Below are 25,074 nucleotides of genomic sequence, written 5' to 3'. Positions count from 1 at the left end.
ATGGGAATTTAATATTTGATGCTACGTACTTTTTCTCTTGCGGTAATGTTATTTACACTATTTGGTTTATCCATTTTAGGTGCTGAGAATGAATCCACACCTATTGATGCTTCCGTTCTCACAAAAGCTCAGAAGTTTTTTGAAAGAAAATATCCATTCTCTCCGATGTTGTTGAATCACAAGGTGATCAATAGTGCTCTTTTTAATGATGAAATATCCTCTGAATTATTTTTAAGTGCTTATCAATATGATGCCATTCAAAACCGCGCTCCTGAATCGGTTGGAAGACTCTATGGATTCTTGACCAAACCCTTTTCAAAGCTTGATATTACGGCGAACCAGGATAGAAATGGCATTCTGGCTCAGCTCATAGATTTTGGAGTTGAACTCCAGTTACCCTGGGCTTATTTTGAAAGGGGAGAGCGTGAAAAGACCGACACAAATCCTTTTACATCTTGGCATTACTTAGCCGCGAGTCGAGGATATGAGCCTGCCAAAAAATATGTTGCGGCCGGTTATTCTAAACGGAATTATCCCTTTTTTCTTGTGAAACTACCCCCTACCCCCAAACAGCAGATTCAGGCGTTTTATGAGGAATGGCGGGGCAAGAAGTACAGCGTTGCCTTAAGCGACTTAAATGGTTTTCTCCTAAAAAATGGCATCGGTCTCTACAAGGATCTGGAGAAAGAAATTGCAACGTTGCAAGGAGACAAAGACGACCTCTTTGAGATTGCTTGTACTTATGTGAGGGGCCAGAACAATGCAATGGCTCTTGTTTACTTTGAGCATGCAGCACGACTCGGTCACTTTAAAGCCACGCGTTGTTTATGGAGTATGCTCGAATCTTCAGCTCAGGGCCAACATGTGCCCAAAACATTAGAATTCGCAAGGAGAGGGGCCGAACTGGGCGATGTATTTTCCATGTGCCGCATGGGGGATTTCTGTCTTAAGGGATTTGAAGGACAAGAGCCAGATGGAAAACAGGCGCTTCTCTATTATAGAGCAGGCGCGTTACAACGTGATCCAATAGCCCTATCTAAACTGGCAACCTTACTCACCGACGGTGGTAGTGGTCTGCCACCCAATCCTGCAGAAGGGTTGAGGCATTATTTGGATGCTGCAGATCTTGGAATTATATCGGCAATGTACCATGCGGGTTGTCTCCTGATGGATGGCGGCATTGGCATCGAGCAAGACCGTCATGCAGCCTTACAGCAATTTAATAGAGCAGCAGCATTCCAGGATGTCCATTCAATTTTTAATGCAGGGTGTATTATTCGAGACGGTTATAAAGACCATCCACCGGATAAAAGGGCAGCCTTACGTTTATTTGAACGTGCAGCCGCCCTTGGAGATGCTGGTGGCATGTTTAATGTGGGATGCATCCATTTAGAAGGATATGATGATCAAAAGCCAAATTACGCAAAAGCTCTCGAATACTTTTTAGCGGCAGCTAGAGCTGGGCATGTCAAAGCGATGGTCAATGGGGCAACCGTTGCGCGCAAGTGCTTTGACGGTCATGAACCAGATGACAAACAAGCGTTGGATTTACTCCTCGAGGCAGTTCGTCATGGAGATGTCGGATCTCTATTTAATGTAGGGTGTCTCTTTCATACCGGGTTTAAAGGTCAAGAGCCCAATTTTGCAATGGCTTTGAAATACTACTTAATGGCGGGAGAACGGGGGGATGCTGAAGCTTATATGAATGCGGCGGCCATCTATATCTCTGGTTATGGGGGATTAGAGCCCAATGAAGAAGAAGCGCTGCAATGTTATATCAAAGCAGCACGGCTCAAAAATGTTCCTGCGATGCTTCAAGCCGCACATGCTCTGAAAACTGGGTTTAAAGGCCGAGAGCCTAATGAACAGGAAGCTTTCCATTATATTCTCATGGCTGCCGCTCAAGGTCATGTGGATTCCGCTTTTAATGCAGGATTTGCACTTGTGAAAGGTACTTATGGTCAAGCAGTAAATAAGATAAGAGCCTTGGGGTTATTCGAACAGGCTGCTGCAGGAGGGGATGTCGATTCCATAATGAACGTCGCTGTGATTTGTAGCAATGGCTGTGAGGGTCTAGAACCTGATGGGAATAGGGCTCTAGAGTATTTCAAAAAAGCGGCGTCTAGGGGAAGTAGAGAGGGGATGTACCATGCTGGCCTTAATCTCTTAAAGGGATTTAAACGACGCAAGCCAGATCATAAAGCAGCTTTGGTTTATTTTGAACAAGCAGCCGAAAATGGTCATGTAGAAGCGATGTTTGATACCGGTTTGATGATTTTCAAAACCATCAGTGGCAATGATTTTGAGGATGGGGAATTTAGACGGAAATTAAAAGAACCAAACATTCAAAAACTTTGGGCAAAAGCCTTAAATTATCTTCGGCAAGCAGCGGATCATGGACATCTTCAGGCCATGCTTCACTATGCCATGCTCCTATTTGGTTTTGTTGAGGATGATGATCAAGCTTTGGATTATTTCAAACGAGCGGCCGCGCATGCAGAAGCAGGTTCTGAGGTGTATAGAGACGCCCATTACCATGCAGGTGATTTATTACTTGGATCTCACAAAGTGAAAGGAGACTTAAAAGCTGCTTTGAAATATCTTAGAATTGCTGCTGAGTATGGACATTTGGAAGCCACTTACAATGCGGCATGTTTATTGAGGGATGGATTTGAGGGGCAATCTCCCGATTTAAAAGAAGCCTTCCGACTTTTCACCAATGCGGCGCAAGCAAGCCATGTCAAAGCGATTTGTAATAAGGGGTGCATGCTCTCAAAAGGGTTTGAAGGTCAGGAACCGGATGAAGCTGCTGCATTAGACTGTTACAAAAGATCTGCGGCTCTTGGTGATTCTCTGTCGATGCACCACGCTGGTGTAAGTCTTTTACAATTTTCAGCTACAAGATCCGCCTTAAAGTATTTTGAAGAGGGAGCAGCTCAAAAGGATGTCCGTTCAATGGGAATGGCAGGAATTGTTTGGTTAAAGGGGTTTAATGGCCAGGAGCCTGATGTAAATAAGGCTTTAAGTTATTTCAAAAAGGGTGCCGCCCTTGGTGATATAACGTGTTGTTATAATGCGGGCGTTACTTTGATGGGACTCAAAGATCGGAAGTCTATACACCAGGCCGTTTCTCATTTCACGATGGCAGCTCATAAAGGATATGCTCCAGCGATGATGGCCTTATGCAAAGTATATCTGTTTGAATTTGATGATCTCATTAAAGCAGAACATTGGTTTGAAATAGCGCGACAGACAGATCCTTCAGTGACAAGAGACCTCGAAGACCTCGCTTTGAGAAAACTCCATGAATCGGGAGGGGATGGGGATAAAGGGGATCACGTTGATGACATGACGGATACAGAAATTGACGCTTTAAGAGATCAAGCAATAACCACGCCCGGAAAACTTGAATCTCCAAAACTGGTTGCATCACGAACCATTAGAACGATTTACGCTATCATGGGGAAAAGAGAGCCCATTCATGTTTTGTCAGAAGTAGCTGAAGAGGAGACGGATACGTTTTCAGACGTAGAAATCCAGGAGGAGTTGTCCGAGCCCTTACCGGTTATTCGCAAGAAAGGAGCTCAGCTTGTTAGATTGGCCAAGGGGATCGATCTTCATAATCAAGAAGAGGAAGGTGAATCTAAGCTTACGGATACATCTTTCCGTATTCTCGACAAAATCAAAGACAAAAGTGTAGATCACAGCGATCTTGAAAGACTGTTTTCGGATCCTTTTTTTATGAGTCAGATACAGATTTTCAAAACAAAATCTGGGTTTTATATAAGCGCGGTCAATCGGATTACGAAACGAAACGGAACGTGCGGCACCCACAGGAATCATGGACAAACATTTGATGGTTTTGATCGAAAATTTTTAGGAAATCTTTGGAAAATGTTGGATGTTGTTTATAATATTGGGAGTAAGATGAATTAATGTCTAAGATTAATTCTGCGAAAAATCTCTACTCCGAAACCTGCCACCGTGCCTGCCAATTTTGGATATATTGATGGGCAAGGGAAGGGTTCGTGATCACGAGGAGATTCTCTGTATTGCGCTTATAGGCGGCGGCTGAAAAATTATAACTTCCGCTGATGATCGTAGCTTCATCAATAATAATGATCTTGTTGTGGGCAATACCACTGGGCGCATCAAACCGCAACGGTAAGTGGTTTCCCTCGAGAATATCTTTGGCGGAGCGATCATCTTTTCGGTTGCTTCGATCCAACAAAACCTTGACTGCAACACCGCGCCGCGCCGCGTTTACAAGCGCACTCGCAATGTCCTTATCCGTAAAAGAATAAGCTTGAACAAAGATCGATTTCTTTGCTTTTTCAATTTGTCCTAAAATTTGAGATTGGCACTGTTTGTTGGGGGTAAAACACACGGAAATTGAATTGTCTAACAGCGGGGCGACTTGCGGAGTATCTCCATATTCGTGGGCGCCATATCCAGCTCCAAAGCCAATCATGATCAGGACGATAAACAAAACCGAAGACGGTATTTTCAGTTTTTTGACGCGTTTCATGGAAGCTCCTCACCGACAGTCTTTGAGTCTAGAGTCGGCCAAGAAGGTTTAAGAATTCGTTAAGATGGGGGGGTGATTGCAGAATAGATTTTATGATCAAAAGCATTCTGTCATTGCGAGGGGCGCTAGCGACGCGGCAATCCATGTATTTGACGATTTCAACGTCATGGTTGTTTGAAGGATTTTGAATACATGGATTGCCGCGTCCTGTTTCGCTCCCTTCGCCGTCCTCGCAAGGACGTGATTGTTTTCTTCGAAAAAGACGAACAAAATCTAAGTGCCAGGATGACAGGGGTGGAATTATGTTACTTATCAACCCATCAAGACTGAGGAATTTCAAAGGTCAAGCGGTTGCCCTCGATCTTAAAGCCTTTGAGTTTCTTCAAGAAATTCATGCCCAGCAAGGAGTGTGTAGAAAGATTCTTATTCACGGAAGCCGAAAGATCGGTCATGACGATCGGCCCAATCTTAAATTCATTGAGATAAACGGGGGCCGCCATGGTGTCGCCATTGGCCGTGTGAATGAGCTCGGAGTAGGGTAAATTATCCACATCAAATCCTGCCCGCTTGGCGTCTTCTTGCGTCAACGCGATGCGCGTGGCCCCCGTATCCACCATAAAGTGTATGGGGGTGCCATTCACAAGCGCTTCCACATAAAAGTGTCCCCCTTCCGCGCGGGTGAAGGTGATGGATCCATCGCTGTGTTGTGTGCCAGCAAAGGGCAAGAGGTTGCTCTTCAGACGCTCCCAAACACTCCCCAAATCCTCGTGATAACTATAGCCGACGAACAAAACCAAGAAAATGCCAACCCAAGCGGCGGCGGATTTCAGCGCATGGGGAAATTCCCGATGTAAAAAAAAGGAAGGCACCAGAAGGCATAGAAGAAGGATCGAGTAGAAAAAATGTCCAAAGTGATCTTCCGACTCCATAACGTGGGGAAAGCGCCAGATCAGGTAGCCGAAGAGAAGAGCCAGGAGCGTTCCAAGGACAATCAGAATGATGTGGTTTTTTTTCATAGGACAAGTTTCTTTTTAAAACAAGTTTAGTGAAGATCTAAGGGCCATAGTAAATGAGATAGAAGGTGGAGACAAGACGCAAGCAAAAGGGCCCGTTCGACGTGCCTTCTTAATATCCTATTTATCTTTTTGGCGTAAACTTGAGGTATACATAAACGCCCCATTTGGAAGATGTTTAAGGAGAGATCGATGGCAAAGACACCCAAGAAGAAGGCACCAAAGGCGCCCAAGAGAAGGCTTATTAAAATTCTTTCCCTTGATGGGGGCGGGATTCGGGGCATTATCCCTGCGCTCATTTTACAAGAAATTGAGAAGAAATTGACACGTAAAAGCCATTTATCGGAATGTTTTGATTTGATGTCGGGGACTTCTACGGGTGGGATCATTGTGCTTCTTTTGAACACCCCTGACTCTCAACATAAGCCAAAATATCGAACGGCCGATGTGGTGACCTTGTATCAGAATCTAGGAGCTACGGTTTTTCACCAATCGTGGGGGAAATATTTGACCAGTTTGAATGGGTGGATTGGGGAAAAATATTCATCCGCCAACTTGGAATTGACCCTCCAGAAATTTTTTGGGGACTGCCGTTTGCGGGATGCGCTCACCAATATTATTATTCCTTCCTACGATATCAGTCAGGACGACACCATCTTTTTCAAAAGCGACAAAGCAAAGCGCGATTTATCTCGAGATTATTTCTTCACGGACGTTGCCCGGGCGACGAGTGCGGCACCGACCTTCTTTAGGCCCGCCCACGTTCGAGATATTGCTTTGCAAAAACATCATACATTGATTGATGGCGGTGTGGCTGTCAATAATCCCACGATGTCCGCATGCGTGCATGCGCTTAAATTGTTTGGCCGAGACAATGATTTTCTGGTGGTTTCGATTGGCACAGGAACGAACAATCCCGTGGCTCCTGGAAAATTGTCATTTGAGGGGAAGGTAATCAAATCTGGCGGCAAGTTGGAGTGGGCACCGGATATTGTTTCCGTGTTGATGAATGCAACCAATGAAGTTGTCGATTATCAAATGGAAGAAGTTTTCAAAGGCGATGATGGCAAAAAAGATTACCACCGATTCCAAGTGACGCTCGATGCACAACACACGGCCTTCGATGACGTGAGCCCGTTAAATATCAAGGCTTTGGAATTATATGCCAAGAATCTCATCCAAAATTCTCAAAGTGAATTGACGCAAATTGCGCAGCTGTTGGATGGGTAAAGAAATTCAATTTTTAAGGGAGATTAAAAAATGGATAATGACATCTTGAAACAAGATTTGATCAACGATGAGGGACTCAAATTGAAACCCTATCGGGATTCTGTTGGAAAACTAACCATTGGTGTGGGGCGCAATTTGGATGATGAAGGCATCACTGAGGCGGAGGCGCTTTATCTGTTAAATAATGATATTCAACGGGTAGAAACAGAGTTGGCTTCTGTCCAATATTTTCCTCAGTTATCTGATATTCGCCAGCGTGTCCTCATCGAAATGACATTTAATATGGGCCGTAGCGGCGTCATGGAATTTAAAGAGATGTGGAGCGCCATAGAAGCGCAAGATTGGAACGGGGCGGCCGATGCCATGTTGAATAGCGAGTGGGCCAATGAGGTGGGGCAAAGAGCCGTGCGCCTCGCGACATGCATGCGCACGGGGTAATGGGTGAGGGGGAAATGTATCGATGCCGGGGAATTATTGTTGACGGGGCGGAAGCAAATTCTCAGGAATGGTTATTTTAATGGCGTCATCTTGCATCTTAATTTCCCAGACATTCGCATTCGATGTTTTAAAATAGTAAAACAGACCGCCACCGACGATCGTTATACTTGCCAGAATGAGCAAGACATCTTTTGGATGGCGAGTCACATAATTTTTAAATTTATTCAAAAGGTTAAACATTTTCCTCGCCCCATTTGTCTTAAGCTGCATCTAAATTCTACTCTCATAATAGATAAGAAACCGTAAAATTCATATGCAAAGGGGACATTTGCAAGGAAGTGGGTATGTTTGTAGCCTAAGTTAGTCCGCACCCCCCTTCTCCCCTTACCATTGAGCAAGGGGAGAAGGTGATTCAGAAGGGCCTATATAAAGGCTCTACTTTACGGTGTGGCCTTTTTTGCGTAACACTAAGTTATTCTTTACGCCTTGAACGCCATCTACACTTTTTGCAATCTGTCCTGCACGGCTTATTTCGGCAGCAGAATCAACAAAACCACTTAATTGAACTTGATTCTTGAATGTCTCAACATGAATTTGGAACATTTTTAAGGAAGAATCTTGAAGAATGTTGCTTTTGACAGAGGTTGTAATGGAGGCATCGTCCACATATTCCCCGGCGGTTTCCCGACCCGAAAAAGCAGCGCAAGCAGATACCAAAACTGCAACACTCAACAACGCTAAAGGACGCTTCAAGAGGGAGGCTTTGGAATTATTGGATTTTAAATTATGGTTTGAATGGGTGAGGGGGGTTCGCTTTGTAAATGTATTATGATGAATCATGATATTTATCCAATCTGTAAAGTAAAAGTTTGTGGTCTATTGTGTTCCCTGAAAATTGACTTGTTTATTAATGAAGAGGAACCAATCATATAACCGCCTAATTCATGAGGAAGTCAACATATATATTGGGGAGGGTGTGTTGAAGATTCGTTGGGTTATGTGCTTAATTAGAAATATCTGCCTCCTACAGCTTACAAGACACGTCATTTGCGCGAAGGCCAGACATCCTGTATAAAATGAACAATTCCAAATGAGTTCCTTAAGAAAACTCAGTAAATGAGTCGAGAATGTGCCATGAAAAAAAATGATAGCAAGAAGTATTATGAGATTTTAGGAGTATCGCCTTCTGCCTCATCTGTTGAGATTAAGAAGGCGTATCGTCTCAAGGCCAAAGAACTTCATCCGGATAAAAATCGTAACAAAGATACCACGCGCAGTTTTCAACTCTTGCAAGAAGCCTTTAATGTTTTGAAAGATCCGAAATTAAGAGCTCAGTATGATTCGCTCCAATCGAGCTCTTCCCATTCTTCCTATAGTCATCAAACGCGAAGGTCACACCCCCATTCAAGTCAGTCTCAAACCTATCAAACCCGTCAATCTGATGCCATTCCGAAAGATGCTCCTATCAAATGTACGAACTGTGGCGCTATTTCCGCACAACCCCGCTATCTTATTTTTTATGTCGTTCGAAGCTTTCTAACCTTTAGCGAGCAACAGCGCGTTGAGGGCACCTTCTGTTTAAAATGCGCTTCTATCGTTTCTTTAAAAGCCAGTATAACAACCTGGCTATTTGGGTGGTGGGGCCAATTCCCCTGGGGTGTGTTTAAGTCTCTACAGTCTCTTTTCACCAATCTTTTAGGCGGCATTCGGCCCCCCCATCTTAACGCCATTCTTTTAGCGCATCACGCTGCTTATTTTAAGCAAGTGGGAAATTTAAAATTAGCCAAAGCTATCGTGAAAGATGCTTTAAGTGAAGCGCATAAATTTCAACAAAATCCTCAGTTGTATTATCTCCTTACCATGTCATTTTCAGATGATCAGCCCTTCGAGCAATATTACCGGGAGTTTGAAAATTTCTATGAAGAACTTCAATCCCTTGATGCTTCTATAAAGGTTGAAAACCCTAAACGGTTGAGAAGTTATTGGGGGGCATTTAATCGCGTGATGATCGTTCAAATTATCCTCACGGTTGTTTTTATGACCCTGATTTTAGATCTGTTCAGATGAGATCGTGGAGGAGGGTTTAGAGGGAGGTTACGTTCATAGTGGGGCGGGAGAGTGTTTGTGTGGGGGGGGTGAAACAGCTAAAATGCCAAAGGTATTTGCGGTAGTTTCCAAATTACATTTTCACTAATTTGTAAAAATTGAATATTTTTGCTCGATCCATTAAACTTTCCTGCTAGGTTATCTTTGTCCTTATCAATTATATATGTTACAAAGATTTTTTTTAAAGATGAGTTACCTTTTATAGCCCTAAGAATATGTTCATCGTTTTTAAATGAACATCCAAATATAAGTAAATTACCCTCTATTGTTTTTAACTGATCATGACAGAATTTTAGATATGGATCAGCACTAAGAATAGCTTCTTTGGTTTGCCACCTATCTTCAAGGATTAAAAAGGGCCTCCGTTCATTCTCAAAGAGTGAGTCAATGGTATCGTCACTGCCCTTTCTAAAACTTAATTTTCTTAATTTTTCCTCTGCATTAGCTTGAATGAACCAAGATCCGTGGAGGTAGTGTACCTTAATGTTAGAAGAACTTGACTTGCTTTCTCTGCACAAGTTGCAAGCAATGTAATTCTGGTCTAAAAATCCATTATTTTTACCAATAAAACCATCAAAGTAGTCAGCTGATAAATTCTCAAGGACTTCCAAGATTTCAAAATACAAAAGTGGATCATAGTTTAGGGTGAATATATTACCACTTTTCAGAGTAGGTGCATTTAAAAAATCAGAGCACTTATATTTTATTTGCGATTGATAACTGTAACGCAGATCATAGAGATTTTCAGATTCGAGTGATAATTTTTCTTTTAAGTTATCAATATAATATTGCAAAATTCTCTTTGTGATATTGATTCGTATAGTATTCAAATCTTTTTCGGGACAGTCTTCGAAATCAGTTGGAACCATATCTTTCCAAAATGGGATGAGAGCTTTTTCCATGTCCCACTCAAAACAGTCCTTTAAATCAGGATGAGACAAACAAAATCCATTACCAATCAAAAGGTTGTTAATGTTTTCATCTGTCATTTCTTTTATTAAATCTGCAGGGTAGTTTAGTGTTTTATCTTGACTCAATCATTTACCCCCAGTAATTTGGGGTAGGCCTTTAGGTGGAGGAGCTGCTTCAATCGCTAAGGGTGGATGACCGGCAATTTCTTTTGAATCCTCACAGAATTTAATCGATATTGCAAGTCTTAATGCTTCACGTTTTTCCTTATAAGAAACATCGTAGTAACATACAAGTCTATCATTCTTATTTTCTCCAAGAAAAAGTCGATTTCTTGTTGGAAGAGTAGGAAAGCCAGTCGGATCTTCTACATTCCATTGTTGACCTTTCCATTCCACTGTTGATCCACGATGAGCCTCGGTTATTTTTTTTATAGTTGTCGTTGATAAGGCGCTTTCACACGACGTTGCACAATTAGCATGAGCAGAATCAATGAAGAGAACAGAACCTAGAGCTGCGAGATATCCCAATGATTTATGCATGATAAGTCCCCTTTTTTACTTAAATAAAATAAAGTTGCAACCTTAATCATATGAGGAGATAGCTTAAGATTTCTTTAAATCTATGAGCAATATTGGCTGTTTTAACCCTTATTTAGTCAATTGATTGTAAAATAATAGAAATATAATAGTTTTGTGGGGTTTGAACATGATTTGTAGATATTTCGTAAAGGTATGTGTGTTTATTTCTATGACATTTATAATTGAAGGAACGGAAGCACCATCCCCTCTATTGACAAATCAAGGCTTTAAGAAATTTTCTAGAACAGAAGGTTGAGGCGCTGCGGGAACATTCTATGACAAATGGGTTTTTAATTGCGATATTGGAATCTGTGACGTTTGTTCAGGGCATTGTGGAAACACCCATATTTTGTATTCCTCAGAAAACAACACTAGAACAGATACGTAAGGTATTCTTACAATGGATCGAAAATCATCCTAAAGATCTTCATGAAACTTCCTTCTATGGATTTACCTCATCACTCATAGAGGCATTCCCATGTCCTCAATCAAATCGGCAATCAGGATTTTCATCCTATGTTTTTGTTTCAAAAGAATCACTTTCAAATCAGAAACTCACAGAGATTTGCAAATACTCATCTGATAATCCAGTAGAACCTTTTGGAAAAGGTTTCCGGGGAAGTAAGTGTATAGGGTTTTTAATGGGCTCACTAGTTACCAGAGAATTTGAATATCGAAGTTATAGCCAACAATAAACTCCCTGATTGTACGCCAGAAGGAGTAACAGTGGACCAACTACGAAAGATATTTCTAAAGTGGTCAGATAATCACCCTGAAAAACTCCATGAAAATGCTATAACAGGGGTTGATAATGCAATCAGAGAGGCTTTTCCTTGCCCCAAAGTTCTACAGAAATAATATCGAAACACATAAACTTAAAGAGCGTATTTTAAAAATAATAATGAATTTTAGAAACCGCTAAACTTATCTAATATTTTCTCTCTGGCCTTAAGACCTTCCAGAAGATTATCATATGCAGTAGCTGCAAGCATTATACCCTTCATTTTTAATACTGGATTTGGATCATTAGGACCAAGCGAATCTATCAACTGATCTATGTCCAAGGATAAGGATTGTATTAGAACCAAGGCTATGTCTTGGTTGTTTCCTGGGATTTTATCAATCTGGTTTGCTTTTTCAAGGAATTGCCGTGCATGGCAAGATTCTGGTAGCTGTTTAACCGCCTTTATATACTCTACAATGGTGTTAGTCATGTTCACTTTTTGTGAATTCATATAACTTTTGACTGCAGTATTTGGGTGTGGCTCAAGTATAATATGAGGTTTATCAGCAGCAAAAGAGACATATGTGAAAGCTAAGAAAACACTGGCTATAATAATAACGGTTTGGGACTTATTCATAATTATCTCCAATTTATTAGGTCATTCACTCATTTTCTCAGATAATGTTTAATAAAAAGTTTTTATGAAAAATTGGGGGTGCGGAGGAGGTGCGATTACCGCGCTTACGCGCGTTGCCTCCCGTTGGTCGGCCCGAACCCAAATTTTGGTTTACCGTGGGTTCGATTTCACTTTTCTCTATTTTTATCTATGAAGCCCCCTTGGGGGGCTGCATAGATAAAATGGCGGAGGAGGTGGGATTCGAACCCACGGTACGCTCGCGCGCACAACGGTTTTCGAGACCGCCCCGATCGACCACTCTGGCACTCCTCCTCGCTCGAGGCATAAACTAACACAATATATCTGTCTCGTTGTATAGTTTTTGTTGAAAGGTGAGCGGGAAATGATTAAAGTTGCCCTGGGGCCTGCATGGTGGAATTTGGTAGACACAACAGACTTAAAATCTGTCGCCCAAAAGGCGTGCCGGTTCGAGTCCGGCTGCAGGCACCATTTTATTTTTGATGATTCTTCATTATAATATATGAGAATCGTTATTTTCACCGCCGTTTCACTGGATAATTTCGGAATGACACAAAGCAGCTTTGATTTCGCGCAAACTCCCAATCTTGAGGCCCAAGAAATTCAAAAGTGGGTTGAAAAGCATAATCACGAGGTGATATCGGCTGCGCGCGCGCCCAACGCGCCTCCCGGGTCGCTCTTAGGCGCGATTGATAGCGCGGATGCTAAAGCAAATGCGGTCTATTTGTTGCGCGGTGTTTTGGGGCAGATTTTGCGAAAATCCATGGGGGCTGGCCCTTCTCCTTTTAAAAGGGCATTTCTTCAAACGTTACGCGCCGAAATAAGTGTGAAGAAAACGTCTCAAGATCCGGCGTTGATTTTACGCGATATTCTCCTGAAAGCATATACTACCCGCTAGTTTTTCAAAGTGTGTTCACAAAGACACAACCCCCTGGTCATTTACCATTTGTAAATATTTGAGGTTGATCGGAGCGCCATTTTCGGGTTTTTATAGGAGGTAGAATATAAACTTTTAGGTTGATTTTGCGCAAATCCCTTAAATAATGGAGGAATAACAAATGGTTAGAAAATTGGTCGGAAAATCTGCAGTGGGTGCATTGGCATTATATGCTTTGGTAGGCACAGCTTCTTATGGTGAAACGATGTCAACAGGGGCGGTCGCTCCCTCTCTCAAAATTGATGGATTCACAGCTGTGAACACCTATTTTGTGAACCAACAACGTCGTGAAGGCGGCAGAACACCCGCTGGTGCACACATCGGTGTGGATGCGTCTAACTTGTTCTTCACCGTGATGGGCAAATCTGCTTCTGGCATCGAGTACATGTATCGAATCACGTTAGAGACCATTAAAAATACAGAGTCCGTCATTGACCAAAGCTACGTTCAGTTCAAGTCAGGGGCTGGAACACTTCAAATTGGTAACGTTGTCGGTCCAGAAGACACGATGATTTATGATGCTGGTAAAATTATCGGCGGTACAGGTGGTTTTGACGGTGCCTATAACAATGTCTACAACATGTCTGCTGGCGTCATGCGCGGGAACGACAACATTGGAGATACGGGAAGCTCAACAAAATTCGTTTACTACTCCCCTGATTTTAAAGGGTTCCAGCTTGGTGTTTCCTTCACCCCAACAACAGCACATCAAGGGGACGGCAAGTTAGATACGTTAACACCAACCCGCACTCCGTCTGTTCCTGGAAACAGAGGATTGTATGAATTTCGTGGGACTTCTACAGTAGGTGCGCAGCCTTTTGACTTGAGAAACGTTGCCATTGGTCTTACCTATAAAAAAGAAATGGGCAAATGGAACATCACCTTGAGTGGTGCTGGCATTACGGCAAAGTCTTACTTCTTTAACAACGCAGGCGTTACTGTTAATGGCGTGCCGGGCTCAGGACGCGTCCCGATGAAAAATACAAAAGCTTATCAGCTTGGAGCAATTCTCGGTTATGGTGACTTCCGCTTTGGAGGGGGTTATCTAGACAATGGAAGGTCTCACCTCCCCCAAGTTCAGAACTTTACAGTAAATGGCACTCCAAATGCTGCAGGTTCCGTCAATCTTGGGTCGATGCATAATGGCGATGCCGGAAGAGCCTTCAATTTGGGTGCAGGTTATACCATGGGCGCTTACCAATTTGCTGCATCCTACCAACGGACAACGCGGAATACGGGGAATCTGAAAAAAGCCCAGAGCGATTTCTACTCCGCAACCGTGGATGTAACGCCGTTGCAAGGTTTGAAATTCTACACGGAAGTTGATTATATCCGCAGTAGAACAAATGATGAAGCCGTTGACAGAGATAGACAAGCTATTGCAATTTCTAGCAGGCCATGGGTAAAACCAATTGCAAACAACTCCGGTACTCTTGCTATCGTGGGTACAAAGATTTCCTTCTAAACTCTGGTTTAGAAACGTAATCTCGAAAGAGGCAGGATTCAGTCCTGCCTCTTTTTTATTGCTCATGCCTATTTGAAATACCCCTCACCCGACGCTTCGCGTCGGCCTCTCCCACAAGGGGAGAGGTAAGTACAGCCCTGTTTCTCAGATAAAAAGAACATTTTGTGTTGTAATACGTGCATTATCACCTCTCCCCTTGTGGGAGAGGTCCCCAATGAGCTTAGCGAATTGGGGGGTGAGGGGCTTGCTGCATCAAAGACTACCTCTCGGTGGGAAACCACTCACCCTCAACGGAAATAAGCTGGTATTGACCTCTCTGACTCGCATTCGCTCCTCGCAATGACGACTTTATTGCAATCAATCTATCGACTCTACCCAAGCCCCAATTCTTGTGACTCCAGGCGGCGGATCTCATCACGCAAACGGGCGGCTTCTTCAAATTCAAGGTTCGCGGCGGCATCGTGCATGCGACGCTCTAAATCGGCCATATGGGTCTTCAAAGATTTTCCAACCAGGTGAGGGGTATCTGACACGGGCACTGTCAAGTGATCCGCTTCATAAACGCTTCCCAGAATATCCGTAATGCCGCGTTTGATCGTCTCCGGCGTAATGCCATGGGTAATGTTATAAGCCTGCTGACGTTCGCGACGACGGTTCGTTTCACCCAAAGCTTCTTCCATGGAGCGCGTCATTTTATCCGCATAAAGAATCACCCGGCCATCCACGTTACGCGCTGCCCGTCCAATCGTTTGAATGAGGGAGGTTTTGGAGCGTAAATACCCCTCTTTATCCGCATCCAGAATGGCCACAAGACCACACTCCGGGATATCGAGGCCTTCTCGAAGGAGGTTGATCCCAATCAAAATATCGCACACCCCAAGGCGCAAATTGCGAATGATTTCAATACGGTCTAGTGTCTCTACATCGGAATGCATGTAGCGAACTTTAAAGCCGGCTTCCGCCAAATATTCCGTTAAGGCTTCGGCCATTTTCTTCGTCAGGGTCGTCACCAAAACACGCATGCCTTTCTCGACCGTATCCCGACATTCTGCAATGAGATCATCCACTTGATGATCACAAGGTCGAATCACACAAATCGGATCGATCAACCCCGTGGGGCGGATGATCTGTTCAATAAATTCGCCGTGGGTTTGTTGGAGTTCCCAGGGGCCGGGCGTGGCCGAGACGAATACGGTTTGGGGACGTAAACTCTCCCACTCCTCAAACTTTAAGGGGCGATTATCTTTGCAAGAAGGCAAGCGAAATCCGTACTCACTCAATGTCTCTTTACGGGAGCGGTCCCCCTTATACATGCCATTGAGCTGAGGGATGGTGACGTGACTTTCGTCCACAATCAAAAGGGCATTTTTGGGAAGATATTCAAACAACGTCGGTGGCGGCTCGCCGGGGGCGCGCCCTGTCAAATAGCGGGAGTAGTTCTCGATGCCAGCGCACGAGCCGGTCGCGGCCATCATTTCCACATCAAATTTCACCCGTTGTTCCAGGCGTTGCGCTTCCAAGAGCTTGTTCGCTTGACGAAATTCCTCGAGGCGCACAACTAAGTCCGCTTGAATTTGTTTGATAGCTTGCTGCATGGTTGGCCCGGGCGTGACGTAGTGACTGTTGGCAAAGATGCGAATGGTCTCAAGTATTTCATACCGTTCGCCAGTCAAAGAATCCATTTCTTGAATGGACTCAACCTCATCCCCAAAGAAACTGATGCGCCACGCGCGATCCTCATAGTGGGCGGGAAAAAGTTCCACCACATCGCCGCGCACACGAAAGGTTCCGCGCACAAAGGAGAGGTCGTTGCGTTTGTAATGGAGGGCCACCAGACGTCGAATAAAGTCGCCCCGTTCAATGAATTGACCCACATTCAAGGGCAGGATCATCTCGCTGTAAGTCTCGACGCCTCCAATGCCATATATACATGAAACAGAAGCCACGATAATGACATCCGGACGTTCCAACAAGGATCGTGTTGCCGAGTGACGCATGCGATCGATCTGTTCATTGATGGAGGACTCTTTTTCGATAAAGGTGTCTGTGCGGGCGACATATGCCTCGGGCTGGTAATAATCATAATAGGAAACGAAGTACTCGACTGCATTGTTGGGAAAGAAGGATTTCATCTCCCCATACAATTGCGCGGCCAGAATTTTATTGGGTGCCAGAATAAGCGCGGGGCGCTGCACAGATTGTATCGCGTGCGCCATCGTGAACGTCTTGCCGGAGCCCGTTACGCCCAAAAGCACCTGATCCTTTGCGCCCTCTTGTATGTTGGAAACAATGGCCTCAATCGCTTTCGGTTGATCGCCTGCGGGAACAAAGGGGCACTCAATTTTGAATGGGATATCAGTCATGGGGTTAATTTACAGAAAGGGGCCGCGAATGGATAGGAAAAAAGAAAGGGCTGTTTGATCTCTTCCACGAGAGGAGAGATTAAACAGCCCAACTGAGGACTTGTGGTCGGTTTTTACGAGGGCCTTAAAGCCCAATAACCTGACTATACTGGATTATCAATTGCCTTTTTTTCAGGTTCTCTTTGGATCATATATCTCAGTTTCATGAAGTATACCTCAAAGAGACTGTCTAGTTTCTCCGCCGCACGGTAATACATGTCATCAGATAATACGCCTGCTTTATTCTTGGCTCGGGCCACGCCTTCTAAAACTGAAACCATGCTGAGCATGATCTGTTCATCATCAAGGGTAAAGCCCCCTTTTTGCTGGCTTATTTTATAATAGAAGTCCTTTAACATCTCTCTGTTCTGTTCATTCCAAACCTTAATAATGTCATTGACAGGCCTTCTTGCGGGATCATTCAAATTAAAAGGAAGGGGATGGAGTTCGAAACCATCCTTTTCATTTCCAATCGCCTCTCCACAAAGTGGAAAATCGAAACGATTCTCATGGGTGGCAAAAGTCATTTGAAGACGTTCTTGTTCTTCTTTAATAAAAAACACCATCTTTTTTAAATAAATTTCCATAAGAGCTTCTACGATACTCCTACAATGGGAAGCCATTTGACCTGAAATAATTTTCTTTTCAGCCAAAGCCATGGCATCTTTCTTTAAATGTGCAACGACGGTTTGCATAAATTTTTCATCTAATCGAGATATTTTGCCATCTTGGGATGCAATGACTTGATAGAATTCTTTTAATAAATCTTGATTGGCCTCATTAAAAGCTGTGATGATTGCGTTCAAATGAGGTCTCACGGGATCATTCAAATTAAATCCAAGGGGTTTGAGGGCGAAACCTTCTTTAGCACTCACGATTGCTTCCCCGTACAGAGGAAAGTTGAAACGATTTTCCTCGAGTGCAAATGTGGGAGGACTCACTGCAGGTTGAACGGAATCTGGCCGAAACTGAACGGATCCCTTGTTAGAATCGTTTTGTCCAATCTTATCTGTCGCCATGGTTTCAGCAACAAAGAAAGTTGTCACGAAAAGAGTTGCTAAAGAAAGTTGTTTCATATTTAAAGTTCCTTATTACGTTATTTGCATTTACATTAATCAATGTTTTTTAAAGTTATAATGAATATAAGTACTTTGTAGCAGATTTCAAGTATTAAGTGAAAAGTAATTTGTTTTTGTCTTGGTGTGCGTTGATTTTTTGCACCCCTCACACGCTCAACGCCTCGACTCTCGGCTACACCGTGGCGAGTCGCCTCATCGTGTCACGACCTCTCCGCCCACCACTTGGCAAGGGGAGAGGTCGACACGAAGCAGCGAGCGAGGGAGGCAAAAAATACGTAAAATGCAAATAAATCAAGTCATTGCGTGTCACTTAAGCGCGGAGTGCTTAAGTGACGCGGCAATCCATGTATTTGATTATTTGAAAGCCATTTATTCTGCAAACGCTCTTGAATACATGGATTGCCACGTCGTTCGCCTATGCCTTTGGCTCCGGCGTAACTCCTCGCAATGACATGATTGTTTACATAATGAAGATGTCTCTATCGAAAATAGGGAGAGGGATTACCGTGCTTGCGCACGTTGCCTTCGCACGCTACACGTGATAAATCACGTCGTAGCTAATCCCCCGTCGCGCTTACGCGCGATGGCGACATAGCGAAGACGGATGGCGGAGGGAGAGGGATTATCGCGCTTACGCGCGTTGCCTTCGCTGGCGCTCAGGCCCGAACCCAAATTTTAAGTGATCGAGGGTTCGAATCTTTCATTCACCATTTTTAAATCGGGGGCAAGCCCCAATTTAAAAATGGCGGAGGGAGAGGGATTCGAACCCTCGATACGTTGCCGTATACACGATTTCCAATCGTGCGCCTTCGACCACTCGGCCACCCCTCCTAACAGGATTGATGTGAGATTACTCAACTATCACGGTTTCGACAAGATTTTTATTGGTATTAATGAAATACATATAATTTTTATTTGTATTTCGGCAGGGTACTACCTATGTAAATATTGACAGATTATTCAACCTCACGTTATAAAGAAAATATGAAGCATAGCGTATACCATAATTATTTCGAAAGAAACCAGCTCTCCCGAGCTGTGGTTGCTTCTATCGTTATATCATCCATTATTATCTCTTTGATTATTATCGGCTAAGGCCGATACATACTACTCTCACCCATACATTACAAATATTTTTATACTAATTCTTGAATCAAAGAGGTTACTAATGCTTACTTATAATTATAAATTGAAGCCCTATTTTATGTGGCTTTTTCCACTGTTGTTCTTTGCCTACCAATTTGTCCTTCGGCTTTGGCCTGGATTAATGATGCAACCCATCATGGAGCAATTCTCCATTGATGCCAGTCACTTTGGGGTGTTGGCTGCGTTTTACTATTACGGCTATGCGGGAATGCAAATCCCCGTTGGAATATTGCTGGATCGATTTAATCCCCGTTACGTCATCTTTGCCTTTGCCGTTACCTGCGGTTTGGCCACATTGGCGTTCACTTATACAGACAATTTTTATGTCGCCATCTTCAGCAGGTTCTTGGTAGGAGCCGGCTCTGCGGTCGGTTTTCTCGGTGTCTCAAAGGTAGTTTCAGAATGGTTTCCAAAAGACCAGTATGCTCGGATGATCGGGTATTCATTTACCTTTGGCTTGATGGGAGCCATCTTTGGCGGTAAGCCCGTCAGTTTGCTCATTGAAACCTATAGTTGGCAGACAGTTGCGGTGACTCTTGCAGCTTTCTCAATCTTAATTGGTTGTGGCACATTCTTGGCATTTCGTTCCCGCAAAGACGTTAAAGTGGTGTCACAGCCCTTTAGAGTTAGGAACCTCAAAGCGTTGCTATCTTCTCCAGTCATCTGGATTTTGGCTCTTTCAAACTTGCTCATGGTTGGTTCCTTGGAAGGGTTTGCGGATGTTTGGGGTGTGCAATATCTCATAACAGCCTACAACTTAGATAAAAGTAATGCTGCTGAGCTTGTATCTTTTGTCTTTTTTGGCATGCTCTTTGGTGGACCCCTTCTCGCCTTTGCGAGTAGGAGATTTGGGAACTATCCTGTTATTACTACTTGTGGAACAGGTATGGCGTTGGCTTTTGCCTTATTGCTGATGACAGAAACCTATAATTGGTGGGTGCTCGCCGGGTTGTTTTTTTGTGTTGGCATTATGTGTTGTTACCAAGTCATTGTGTTTGCAGCAGGATCCGACCTTGTGATGCCGCAACAGTTAGGCGTCACCATTGCGTTTCTCAACTGCATCAACATGCTGGGTGGTTCATTTTTCCATACCACAATCGGGTGGGTCATGGATTTATTTTGGACCGGAGCACTGGGTGCTGATGCCTTGAGGCACTATGACTTGGAGGTGTATAAATACGCTCTTAGTGTCATCCCCGTGTGCGCAATCTCTGGTTCTTTCATCGTCTATGCGTTGAGCATAAACTTAAGGAATACACAGAAGTTGGCGATTGAAACTAAATGATGGTGTAAAGCAATTTTATCACCATAACCCAACTAAAAACGCTGTTGGAATCAACTCCTTTTCGCTTTCCTGAGAGCAGGAAAGCGAAAAGGCCCCTGAAAATATTGACAAAAGAGTTGCTTTTATATATAAAAAAAGTATGAAGCAGAGCGTATACCCTATTAATTTCGCTAAAACCCACTTCTCTCAAGTTGTGGCCGCTCCTCTTTTTGTGTCTGTGAATGTTGTGGCCACCCAGGCCATATAAACGATACCCCCAAATTACACCCCCCGTTGTCCCTAAAGATTCTAGCAGAAAAGAACACTGCTTAAATTAGGGCTATAATTATTAGAACCCATGTAATAAATTGAGATGTATGATGACACACCGTAAAACTGTATTAACCGCCGGCTTTGCCATGTTCTCCATGTTCTTTGGCTCCGGCAATCTTGTTTTTCCTTTATTAATTGGCAAGGAAGCCTTGCACCAATACCCTATGGCTATCTTAGGATTATTGGTGAGCGCAGTCCTCGTCCCTTTCTTGGGTCTGATAAGCATCATCTTGTTTGATGGGAATTATCGCACCTATTTTGAGAGGTTGGGCAAAATCCCCGCCTTTCTGTTGATTGCCATTATCCTCATGCTGATTGGGCCTTTTGGCGTTGTTCCACGGTGTATCACCGTGGCTTATGGCGGCTTTAGCTTGATTTACCCAAGCTTATCCATCACCCCGTTCAGCCTCTTGTTTTGCTTAACGATCATAGGCCTCATATGGTCCAAGAACCGCATTGTCGACATTATTGGGTTGTTCTTGACGCCTTTCAAATTGGGCGGGATCGTTATCCTAATTCTGTTTGGTCTGTATTTTGCGGATCAGCCCGTTGAAGGGGGAATGTCCTCTCCGGAATCCTTTAAAAATGCTCTTTTCACGGGGTATCAAATGATGGATTTGATGGCGGGATTTTTCTTCTCAAGCACCATTGTGTATTATTTGCGCACGCACTTAACGCCACAGGATGGCCCCAAAACTCTTATTAAAATGAGCATTGGCGCCTCACTCATTGGGGCCTTGTTGCTGTCTTTGGTTTACATTGGGTTTGTCGCATTGGGCGCAAAATATGCCCCTTATTTGCAAGATGCCCATCCGGAACAATTGTTGGTTGCGATTGGTGGTCATGCTTTGGGCTACTTTGCAAAACCAGTTACCGCAATCGTTCTTGCGGTCGGATGTTTGGCAACAGCGGTCATTTTATCGACCCTCTTTGCAGATTTCTTGATAACAGATGTCTCAAAGGATCGCTTGAAGCGTTCCCATGCTATCTTCATTACAATGACGATCACTTTCGTTGTTTCGTTGCTTGGGTTCAAGAACCTTGTGACCATCTTGGGAGCGGTTTTGGATATTGCCTATCCGGCACTTATTGCTCTTGCGCTCATGAATCTGATTGATCGATTGGTGCCCGGCTATAAGAACTCCCTCATCTATACACGTACGATGTTTTGGGGTGTATTGATGATCACTGCTGGCCTTAAAGTCCTTGGATAGTCCAATGGAATGGCGCGTTTCTCCGGAGGTGGTCCCTTATGATGAGGCGGTCACTTTCATGGAGGAACGTGTGGCGGCCATCTCTCGAGGCGCAGCTCAAGAGATGGTATGGCTGCTCGAGCATCCTCCCCTTTACACCGCCGGATCCAGCGCCAAGAAGGCAGATCTTCTTGATGCCAACACCTTACCTGTCTACACAACCGGCCGCGGGGGCCAATATACCTATCATGGACCTGGCCAACGAGTTGCCTATGTCATGATCGACTTAACGAATCGGAATCGTGATGTACGTGCGTTTGTGAAGGCCTTGGAGCAATGGATTATCGACACCCTTCAGGTCTTTGATATCACCGCAGAGCGCCGTTGTGGGCGCATCGGGATATGGGTCGACCACCAGGGGCAAGACCAGAAAATCGCGGCGCTCGGCGTGCGGTTGCGCCGATGGGTCAGCTTTCATGGCATCGCCATCAATGTAAATCCGGATCTTTCCCACTTCAAAGGCATCGTCCCGTGCGGCCTTGCCGACTATGGAGTGACGTCTTGTGAAGACCTTGGCCTTCCCGTCACGATGGCTGAATTGGATAAGGCTTTGCGGCAAGAGTGGGCAAAAAATGCGTTTTTAGGAAGATCCCCTATTTGACTCGTTGGGCGATATCCCAAACATAGCCAAAGGGGCATGTGAGGCGCGCCCTGCGGTCCCCCCAGAAAGTATCATCCGGTTTCATCACAGAGGTCATGCCGGCTTCAACTGCTTGTTTGTAAATGGCATCGACATCATCAAAATAAACGTAAAATAAGAAGGGTGAAGGAGTATTGCTGGTGGCAGGTGCTTGTCCTTCATAGTCAGAGCCCACTTTGTTGATGACAAAGTTTGCCCCGCGATATCGCAGGCGGGTCATGACAAAATTGGAAGCATCTTGGGGATCCGGAAAATCAAAAATCGAAACAAAATTAAAGGCCTTGATATAAAGGTCTCGAGCTTTTTTAACGTCGGGGAGATTAATGACGGAAGTTACCCAAATTAACCCTGGCCATGGGTGTGGTCGGGCCTCAACATTTTCAAACCACATTAAATTGTCGGTGCTCATTAAACGGCTCCTTTTTTTAAAAATCAAAGTAGCTCATATAACCATGGTGTTTATTTGAGATCAAGAGAGTTACGCCACGTATACTTTTCCTTGGCCTAGGTTATCAGCTTAATATCTAAAAGGCTCAAGATAAGAGACACTGTCATTTTGTTTCACAGTTATCATAAAGTCAGTAAACGCTTCGTAAGATGGAAATTCCTTAATCTCTGCGGTTTCGACATGTACATTGACCATGCCATCGAGATGATCGCATTCATGTTGGAAGACTTTTGCCGCAAACCCTTCCATAACAAACTGAAGTTTGTTTCCGTCCAAATCATAGTAGGTTGCGAGAATTTTTTGAAAACGAGGCAAATGAGTTGCACGACAGGGGCCTTCTTTTGGGGCTGACGAAAAACATGCTTCCCAACCGAAAACAGTTTCTTGATCCAGGGGTTCATATGACGGATTTATAGCCGCTCTTAAATGATCAAAAGTCCGATCCCATGAAAAAATGATCACACGGCGTTTTATCCCCATCTGCGGGGCTGCAAGCCCTGCTGCGGGTATCAAAGGCAAAAGAGTTTTCCTCAAATCTTCCACAATTATTTTGGCAATGCCTAAGCCTTCTTTAGTCATTTCGATGGGCGCCGCCTTTGTTCCCAAGGCGCATTCTGGGTCATTATAGATCGTGACGATATTCATGAAGTACCTCTAGCATATCTAAGGGGATGAGATGAAGGAGGATAATGAGTAGGCTCAGCAGCAGTATCGATATCGCGCCCAAAAATCATAGGCCTTCCGGCTTTGTTAACAACGGCTAGAAATAACAATAACGCTCTGTCATTCGTAGCTTGATACCAGAAGACTTTTTAGACTTAATATAGTTTGTGAAGAATTTATTAAAGGTATTGACGCAAATCATAGGAAAGTTGGGCGCGCGTTTTTGCATCAAATTTTGATTTAAGTATATTTATATACTCTTCTACCGTACGGTGAGAAATGTTTAGGGTTTTGGCAATCTCTTTCGTTGTGCGACCTTCTATCATTAATATTCCACACTCGCGTTGTCGGGGTGTTAGAGGATCAATAATATTTTTATTTATTCTACTGTCGCTAGGTAAAATGAATTTATGGTGATCAAGTTGATCAAAGACTTGATGAAAATTTTGATAGAAGTTCTTTATGAAATCTTCAAATAGGTTTTTTTTGTTGATATAAAAGTTATTGATTTCTCCATTGCTAGAGTCAGTTGTAAAAATGAAGAAGTCACAGTAAGCTTCGTGTTGCTGAGTGATCGTCAAACCGTGGGCAAAATTATAGTTGTTTCGGATATATTGATAGACATAACGCGAACGATCATAGGGAAGATGATCCCACAAATGAAATCCTGACTCATAATCTCTTGTGTCATTTTCAAAATAACCATAGCGATATAACTCTTTGGAATAAAAGTTAATTAGATAATATTGTTTACCAGTAATGATAAATTGTTCCCTATTCGGATAACCCCTTTTAAAGCCTACAAATTTTATATTTGCACTTGAATTAATAGGCTTTAGAAGAGGATCAAGTAGATCTTGGTATGAAAAATAGGGAAAACGACTAATATCCATAATATCTTCTCGAATGTATCGTTTAAATAGAATAAAGCAACCAGATCATAGCACAAATTCGTCGCTGATGGTAAGGGCATCCAAATATTTATAAATTCAAGGTATTTTAAATTTAATTCTGTTCTTATGACAATCCCGTAAAAACACGGGGTTGTCATTAATACATACAAATATTAAATATAGAATTTTGGAAATCAAATGAATAATGTTGATTTGGTTTCGTCATATTGATATGTTCTGATTGCGGCAGATAATCGCTATGTAATATTAAAGTTAAACATATAATGAGATCATAATATAATTATCGAAACTTCTTTTCTTTTCATACGATTACCTTCTTAATGATTTGCAAAAACCTCTGCGAAGT

The 25,074-nt window shown here is 43.4% G+C and carries 24 protein-coding genes and 3 tRNA genes; 13 read left to right on the top strand and 14 right to left on the bottom strand.

Features of this window, described 5'->3' with window-relative positions; genetic code table 11:
- Positions 1-18: 18 nt before the first annotated feature.
- Positions 19-3,936, top strand: coding sequence for a sel1 repeat family protein (locus tag K2Y18_02480; protein MBX9804601.1), 3,918 nt, complete (start codon positions 19-21; stop codon positions 3,934-3,936).
- Between the two features lie 28 nt (positions 3,937-3,964).
- Here the strand turns inward: K2Y18_02480 and K2Y18_02475 are convergent, their stop codons facing one another.
- A complete protein-coding gene (locus tag K2Y18_02475; protein ID MBX9804600.1) occupies positions 3,965-4,528 on the bottom strand; it encodes a phospholipase D family protein in 564 nt (187 codons plus the stop codon).
- Between the two features lie 192 nt (positions 4,529-4,720).
- On the opposite strand from K2Y18_02475, the gene K2Y18_02470 reads away from it, so the two are divergent.
- On the top strand, positions 4,721-4,858 hold the full coding sequence (locus tag K2Y18_02470; protein MBX9804599.1) for a hypothetical protein: 138 nt from the start codon (positions 4,721-4,723) through the stop codon (positions 4,856-4,858).
- On the opposite strand, the gene K2Y18_02465 is transcribed toward K2Y18_02470, so the two are convergent.
- Complete coding sequence (locus K2Y18_02465; protein MBX9804598.1) at positions 4,849-5,544, bottom strand: TIGR02281 family clan AA aspartic protease; 696 nt, start codon at positions 5,542-5,544, stop codon at positions 4,849-4,851. The genes K2Y18_02470 and K2Y18_02465 overlap by 10 nt on opposite strands.
- 189 nt (positions 5,545-5,733) lie before the next feature.
- Between K2Y18_02465 and K2Y18_02460 the strand changes: the two genes are divergently transcribed.
- A complete protein-coding gene (locus tag K2Y18_02460) occupies positions 5,734-6,771 on the top strand; it encodes a patatin-like phospholipase family protein (GenBank protein MBX9804597.1) in 1,038 nt (345 codons plus the stop codon).
- 30 nt (positions 6,772-6,801) lie between these two features.
- Positions 6,802-7,209 carry a glycoside hydrolase family protein gene (locus K2Y18_02455; protein ID MBX9804596.1) on the top strand — a complete coding sequence of 136 codons (408 nt, stop codon included), beginning with the start codon at positions 6,802-6,804 and terminating at the stop codon, positions 7,207-7,209.
- A 33-nt stretch (positions 7,210-7,242) separates the two neighbouring features.
- Here the strand turns inward: K2Y18_02455 and K2Y18_02450 are convergent, their stop codons facing one another.
- Both K2Y18_02450 and K2Y18_02445 read right to left on the bottom strand, forming a co-directional pair.
- The gene (locus tag K2Y18_02450) at positions 7,243-7,449 is read right to left on the bottom strand and encodes a hypothetical protein (protein MBX9804595.1); all 207 of its coding nucleotides are present in this window, start codon (positions 7,447-7,449) and stop codon (positions 7,243-7,245) included.
- Between the two features lie 195 nt (positions 7,450-7,644).
- Positions 7,645-8,049: a BON domain-containing protein gene (locus tag K2Y18_02445; GenBank protein MBX9804594.1), complete on the bottom strand. Its 405-nt coding sequence runs from the start codon at positions 8,047-8,049 to the stop codon at positions 7,645-7,647.
- A gap of 294 nt (positions 8,050-8,343) precedes the next feature.
- On the opposite strand from K2Y18_02445, the gene K2Y18_02440 reads away from it, so the two are divergent.
- Positions 8,344-9,276 (top strand): J domain-containing protein, encoded by a 933-nt coding sequence (locus K2Y18_02440; GenBank protein ID MBX9804593.1) that lies wholly within the window; start codon positions 8,344-8,346, stop codon positions 9,274-9,276.
- 77 nt (positions 9,277-9,353) lie between these two features.
- Here the strand turns inward: K2Y18_02440 and K2Y18_02435 are convergent, their stop codons facing one another.
- The gene (locus K2Y18_02435; GenBank protein MBX9804592.1) at positions 9,354-10,352 is read right to left on the bottom strand and encodes a DUF4917 family protein; all 999 of its coding nucleotides are present in this window, start codon (positions 10,350-10,352) and stop codon (positions 9,354-9,356) included.
- Positions 10,353-10,766 carry a hypothetical protein gene (locus K2Y18_02430; GenBank protein MBX9804591.1) on the bottom strand — a complete coding sequence of 138 codons (414 nt, stop codon included), beginning with the start codon at positions 10,764-10,766 and terminating at the stop codon, positions 10,353-10,355.
- Between the two features lie 314 nt (positions 10,767-11,080).
- Here K2Y18_02430 and K2Y18_02425 point away from each other — a divergent pair, with 314 nt between their 5' ends.
- Both K2Y18_02425 and K2Y18_02420 read left to right on the top strand, forming a co-directional pair.
- Positions 11,081-11,500: a hypothetical protein gene (locus K2Y18_02425; protein ID MBX9804590.1), complete on the top strand. Its 420-nt coding sequence runs from the start codon at positions 11,081-11,083 to the stop codon at positions 11,498-11,500.
- 31 nt (positions 11,501-11,531) lie between these two features.
- Positions 11,532-11,663, top strand: coding sequence for a hypothetical protein (locus tag K2Y18_02420; GenBank protein ID MBX9804589.1), 132 nt, complete (start codon positions 11,532-11,534; stop codon positions 11,661-11,663).
- 50 nt (positions 11,664-11,713) lie between these two features.
- Here the strand turns inward: K2Y18_02420 and K2Y18_02415 are convergent, their stop codons facing one another.
- Both K2Y18_02415 and K2Y18_02410 read right to left on the bottom strand, forming a co-directional pair.
- Complete coding sequence (locus tag K2Y18_02415; protein MBX9804588.1) at positions 11,714-12,166, bottom strand: hypothetical protein; 453 nt, start codon at positions 12,164-12,166, stop codon at positions 11,714-11,716.
- 222 nt (positions 12,167-12,388) lie between these two features.
- Positions 12,389-12,478: transfer RNA gene (locus K2Y18_02410), tRNA-Ser, on the bottom strand.
- Between the two features lie 90 nt (positions 12,479-12,568).
- Between K2Y18_02410 and K2Y18_02405 the strand changes: the two genes are divergently transcribed.
- The 3 genes from K2Y18_02405 to K2Y18_02395 all read left to right on the top strand — a co-directional run bounded on the left by K2Y18_02405 (position 12,569) and on the right by K2Y18_02395 (position 14,586).
- Positions 12,569-12,655 (top strand) — tRNA-Leu (locus K2Y18_02405).
- A gap of 76 nt (positions 12,656-12,731) precedes the next feature.
- Positions 12,732-13,082, top strand: a complete 351-nt coding sequence (locus K2Y18_02400) for a hypothetical protein (protein MBX9804587.1) — start codon at positions 12,732-12,734, stop codon at positions 13,080-13,082.
- 160 nt (positions 13,083-13,242) lie between these two features.
- The gene (locus tag K2Y18_02395) at positions 13,243-14,586 is read left to right on the top strand and encodes a porin (GenBank protein MBX9804586.1); all 1,344 of its coding nucleotides are present in this window, start codon (positions 13,243-13,245) and stop codon (positions 14,584-14,586) included.
- A gap of 371 nt (positions 14,587-14,957) precedes the next feature.
- Here K2Y18_02395 and uvrB read toward each other — a convergent pair whose 3' ends face one another.
- From uvrB to K2Y18_02380, 3 genes are all read right to left on the bottom strand, one after another.
- Positions 14,958-16,949: an excinuclease ABC subunit UvrB gene (uvrB, locus tag K2Y18_02390; GenBank protein ID MBX9804585.1), complete on the bottom strand. Its 1,992-nt coding sequence runs from the start codon at positions 16,947-16,949 to the stop codon at positions 14,958-14,960.
- 143 nt (positions 16,950-17,092) lie between these two features.
- Positions 17,093-18,064 (bottom strand): hypothetical protein, encoded by a 972-nt coding sequence (locus K2Y18_02385; protein ID MBX9804584.1) that lies wholly within the window; start codon positions 18,062-18,064, stop codon positions 17,093-17,095.
- Positions 18,065-18,810: 746 nt separating this feature from the next.
- Positions 18,811-18,898 (bottom strand) — tRNA-Ser (locus K2Y18_02380).
- 337 nt (positions 18,899-19,235) lie between these two features.
- On the opposite strand from K2Y18_02380, the gene K2Y18_02375 reads away from it, so the two are divergent.
- The 3 genes from K2Y18_02375 to lipB all read left to right on the top strand — a co-directional run bounded on the left by K2Y18_02375 (position 19,236) and on the right by lipB (position 22,664).
- Positions 19,236-20,498, top strand: coding sequence for an MFS transporter (locus K2Y18_02375; protein ID MBX9804583.1), 1,263 nt, complete (start codon positions 19,236-19,238; stop codon positions 20,496-20,498).
- 356 nt (positions 20,499-20,854) lie between these two features.
- Entirely contained in the window at positions 20,855-22,024 is a 1,170-nt protein-coding gene (locus K2Y18_02370; protein MBX9804582.1) for a branched-chain amino acid transport system II carrier protein, read from the top strand.
- Positions 22,025-22,028: 4 nt separating this feature from the next.
- A complete protein-coding gene (gene lipB, locus K2Y18_02365; protein ID MBX9804581.1) occupies positions 22,029-22,664 on the top strand; it encodes a lipoyl(octanoyl) transferase LipB in 636 nt (211 codons plus the stop codon).
- On the opposite strand, the gene K2Y18_02360 is transcribed toward lipB, so the two are convergent.
- The 3 genes from K2Y18_02360 to K2Y18_02350 all read right to left on the bottom strand — a co-directional run bounded on the left by K2Y18_02360 (position 22,657) and on the right by K2Y18_02350 (position 24,707).
- On the bottom strand, positions 22,657-23,112 hold the full coding sequence (locus K2Y18_02360; GenBank protein MBX9804580.1) for a VOC family protein: 456 nt from the start codon (positions 23,110-23,112) through the stop codon (positions 22,657-22,659). The genes lipB and K2Y18_02360 overlap by 8 nt on opposite strands.
- A gap of 108 nt (positions 23,113-23,220) precedes the next feature.
- Positions 23,221-23,796 carry a peptide deformylase gene (locus K2Y18_02355; protein MBX9804579.1) on the bottom strand — a complete coding sequence of 192 codons (576 nt, stop codon included), beginning with the start codon at positions 23,794-23,796 and terminating at the stop codon, positions 23,221-23,223.
- 197 nt (positions 23,797-23,993) lie between these two features.
- A complete protein-coding gene (locus tag K2Y18_02350; protein ID MBX9804578.1) occupies positions 23,994-24,707 on the bottom strand; it encodes a LuxR C-terminal-related transcriptional regulator in 714 nt (237 codons plus the stop codon).
- Positions 24,708-25,074: the final 367 nt, after the last annotated feature.

The sequence above is a fragment of the Alphaproteobacteria bacterium genome, assembly GCA_019746225.1.
Classification (GTDB): Bacteria; Pseudomonadota; Alphaproteobacteria; order Paracaedibacterales; family VGCI01; genus VGCI01.
This window is presented reverse-complemented; position numbering and strand designations above follow the sequence as displayed.

Excerpts from the sequence above, each read along its gene's own strand:
- K2Y18_02355 (MBX9804579.1), bottom strand. The coding sequence starts at position 23,796 with ATGAATATCGTCACGATCTATAATGACCCAGAATGCGCCTTGGGAACA.
- K2Y18_02375 (MBX9804583.1), top strand. The coding sequence starts at position 19,236 with ATGCTTACTTATAATTATAAATTGAAGCCCTATTTTATGTGGCTTTTT.
- K2Y18_02445 (MBX9804594.1), bottom strand. The coding sequence starts at position 8,049 with ATGATTCATCATAATACATTTACAAAGCGAACCCCCCTCACCCATTCA.
- K2Y18_02430 (MBX9804591.1), bottom strand. The coding sequence starts at position 10,766 with ATGCATAAATCATTGGGATATCTCGCAGCTCTAGGTTCTGTTCTCTTC.
- K2Y18_02455 (MBX9804596.1), top strand. The coding sequence starts at position 6,802 with ATGGATAATGACATCTTGAAACAAGATTTGATCAACGATGAGGGACTC.
- K2Y18_02465 (MBX9804598.1), bottom strand. The coding sequence starts at position 5,544 with ATGAAAAAAAACCACATCATTCTGATTGTCCTTGGAACGCTCCTGGCT.
- K2Y18_02425 (MBX9804590.1), top strand. The coding sequence starts at position 11,081 with ATGACAAATGGGTTTTTAATTGCGATATTGGAATCTGTGACGTTTGTT.
- K2Y18_02415 (MBX9804588.1), bottom strand. The coding sequence starts at position 12,166 with ATGAATAAGTCCCAAACCGTTATTATTATAGCCAGTGTTTTCTTAGCT.
- K2Y18_02370 (MBX9804582.1), top strand. The coding sequence starts at position 20,855 with ATGATGACACACCGTAAAACTGTATTAACCGCCGGCTTTGCCATGTTC.
- uvrB (MBX9804585.1), bottom strand. The coding sequence starts at position 16,949 with ATGACTGATATCCCATTCAAAATTGAGTGCCCCTTTGTTCCCGCAGGC.
- K2Y18_02395 (MBX9804586.1), top strand. The coding sequence starts at position 13,243 with ATGGTTAGAAAATTGGTCGGAAAATCTGCAGTGGGTGCATTGGCATTA.
- K2Y18_02470 (MBX9804599.1), top strand. The coding sequence starts at position 4,721 with ATGGATTGCCGCGTCCTGTTTCGCTCCCTTCGCCGTCCTCGCAAGGAC.
- K2Y18_02480 (MBX9804601.1), top strand. The coding sequence starts at position 19 with ATGCTACGTACTTTTTCTCTTGCGGTAATGTTATTTACACTATTTGGT.
- K2Y18_02460 (MBX9804597.1), top strand. The coding sequence starts at position 5,734 with ATGGCAAAGACACCCAAGAAGAAGGCACCAAAGGCGCCCAAGAGAAGG.
- K2Y18_02385 (MBX9804584.1), bottom strand. The coding sequence starts at position 18,064 with ATGAAACAACTTTCTTTAGCAACTCTTTTCGTGACAACTTTCTTTGTT.
- K2Y18_02475 (MBX9804600.1), bottom strand. The coding sequence starts at position 4,528 with ATGAAACGCGTCAAAAAACTGAAAATACCGTCTTCGGTTTTGTTTATC.
- K2Y18_02400 (MBX9804587.1), top strand. The coding sequence starts at position 12,732 with ATGACACAAAGCAGCTTTGATTTCGCGCAAACTCCCAATCTTGAGGCC.
- K2Y18_02360 (MBX9804580.1), bottom strand. The coding sequence starts at position 23,112 with ATGAGCACCGACAATTTAATGTGGTTTGAAAATGTTGAGGCCCGACCA.
- K2Y18_02350 (MBX9804578.1), bottom strand. The coding sequence starts at position 24,707 with ATGGATATTAGTCGTTTTCCCTATTTTTCATACCAAGATCTACTTGAT.
- lipB (MBX9804581.1), top strand. The coding sequence starts at position 22,029 with ATGGAATGGCGCGTTTCTCCGGAGGTGGTCCCTTATGATGAGGCGGTC.
- K2Y18_02440 (MBX9804593.1), top strand. The coding sequence starts at position 8,344 with ATGAAAAAAAATGATAGCAAGAAGTATTATGAGATTTTAGGAGTATCG.
- K2Y18_02450 (MBX9804595.1), bottom strand. The coding sequence starts at position 7,449 with ATGTTTAACCTTTTGAATAAATTTAAAAATTATGTGACTCGCCATCCA.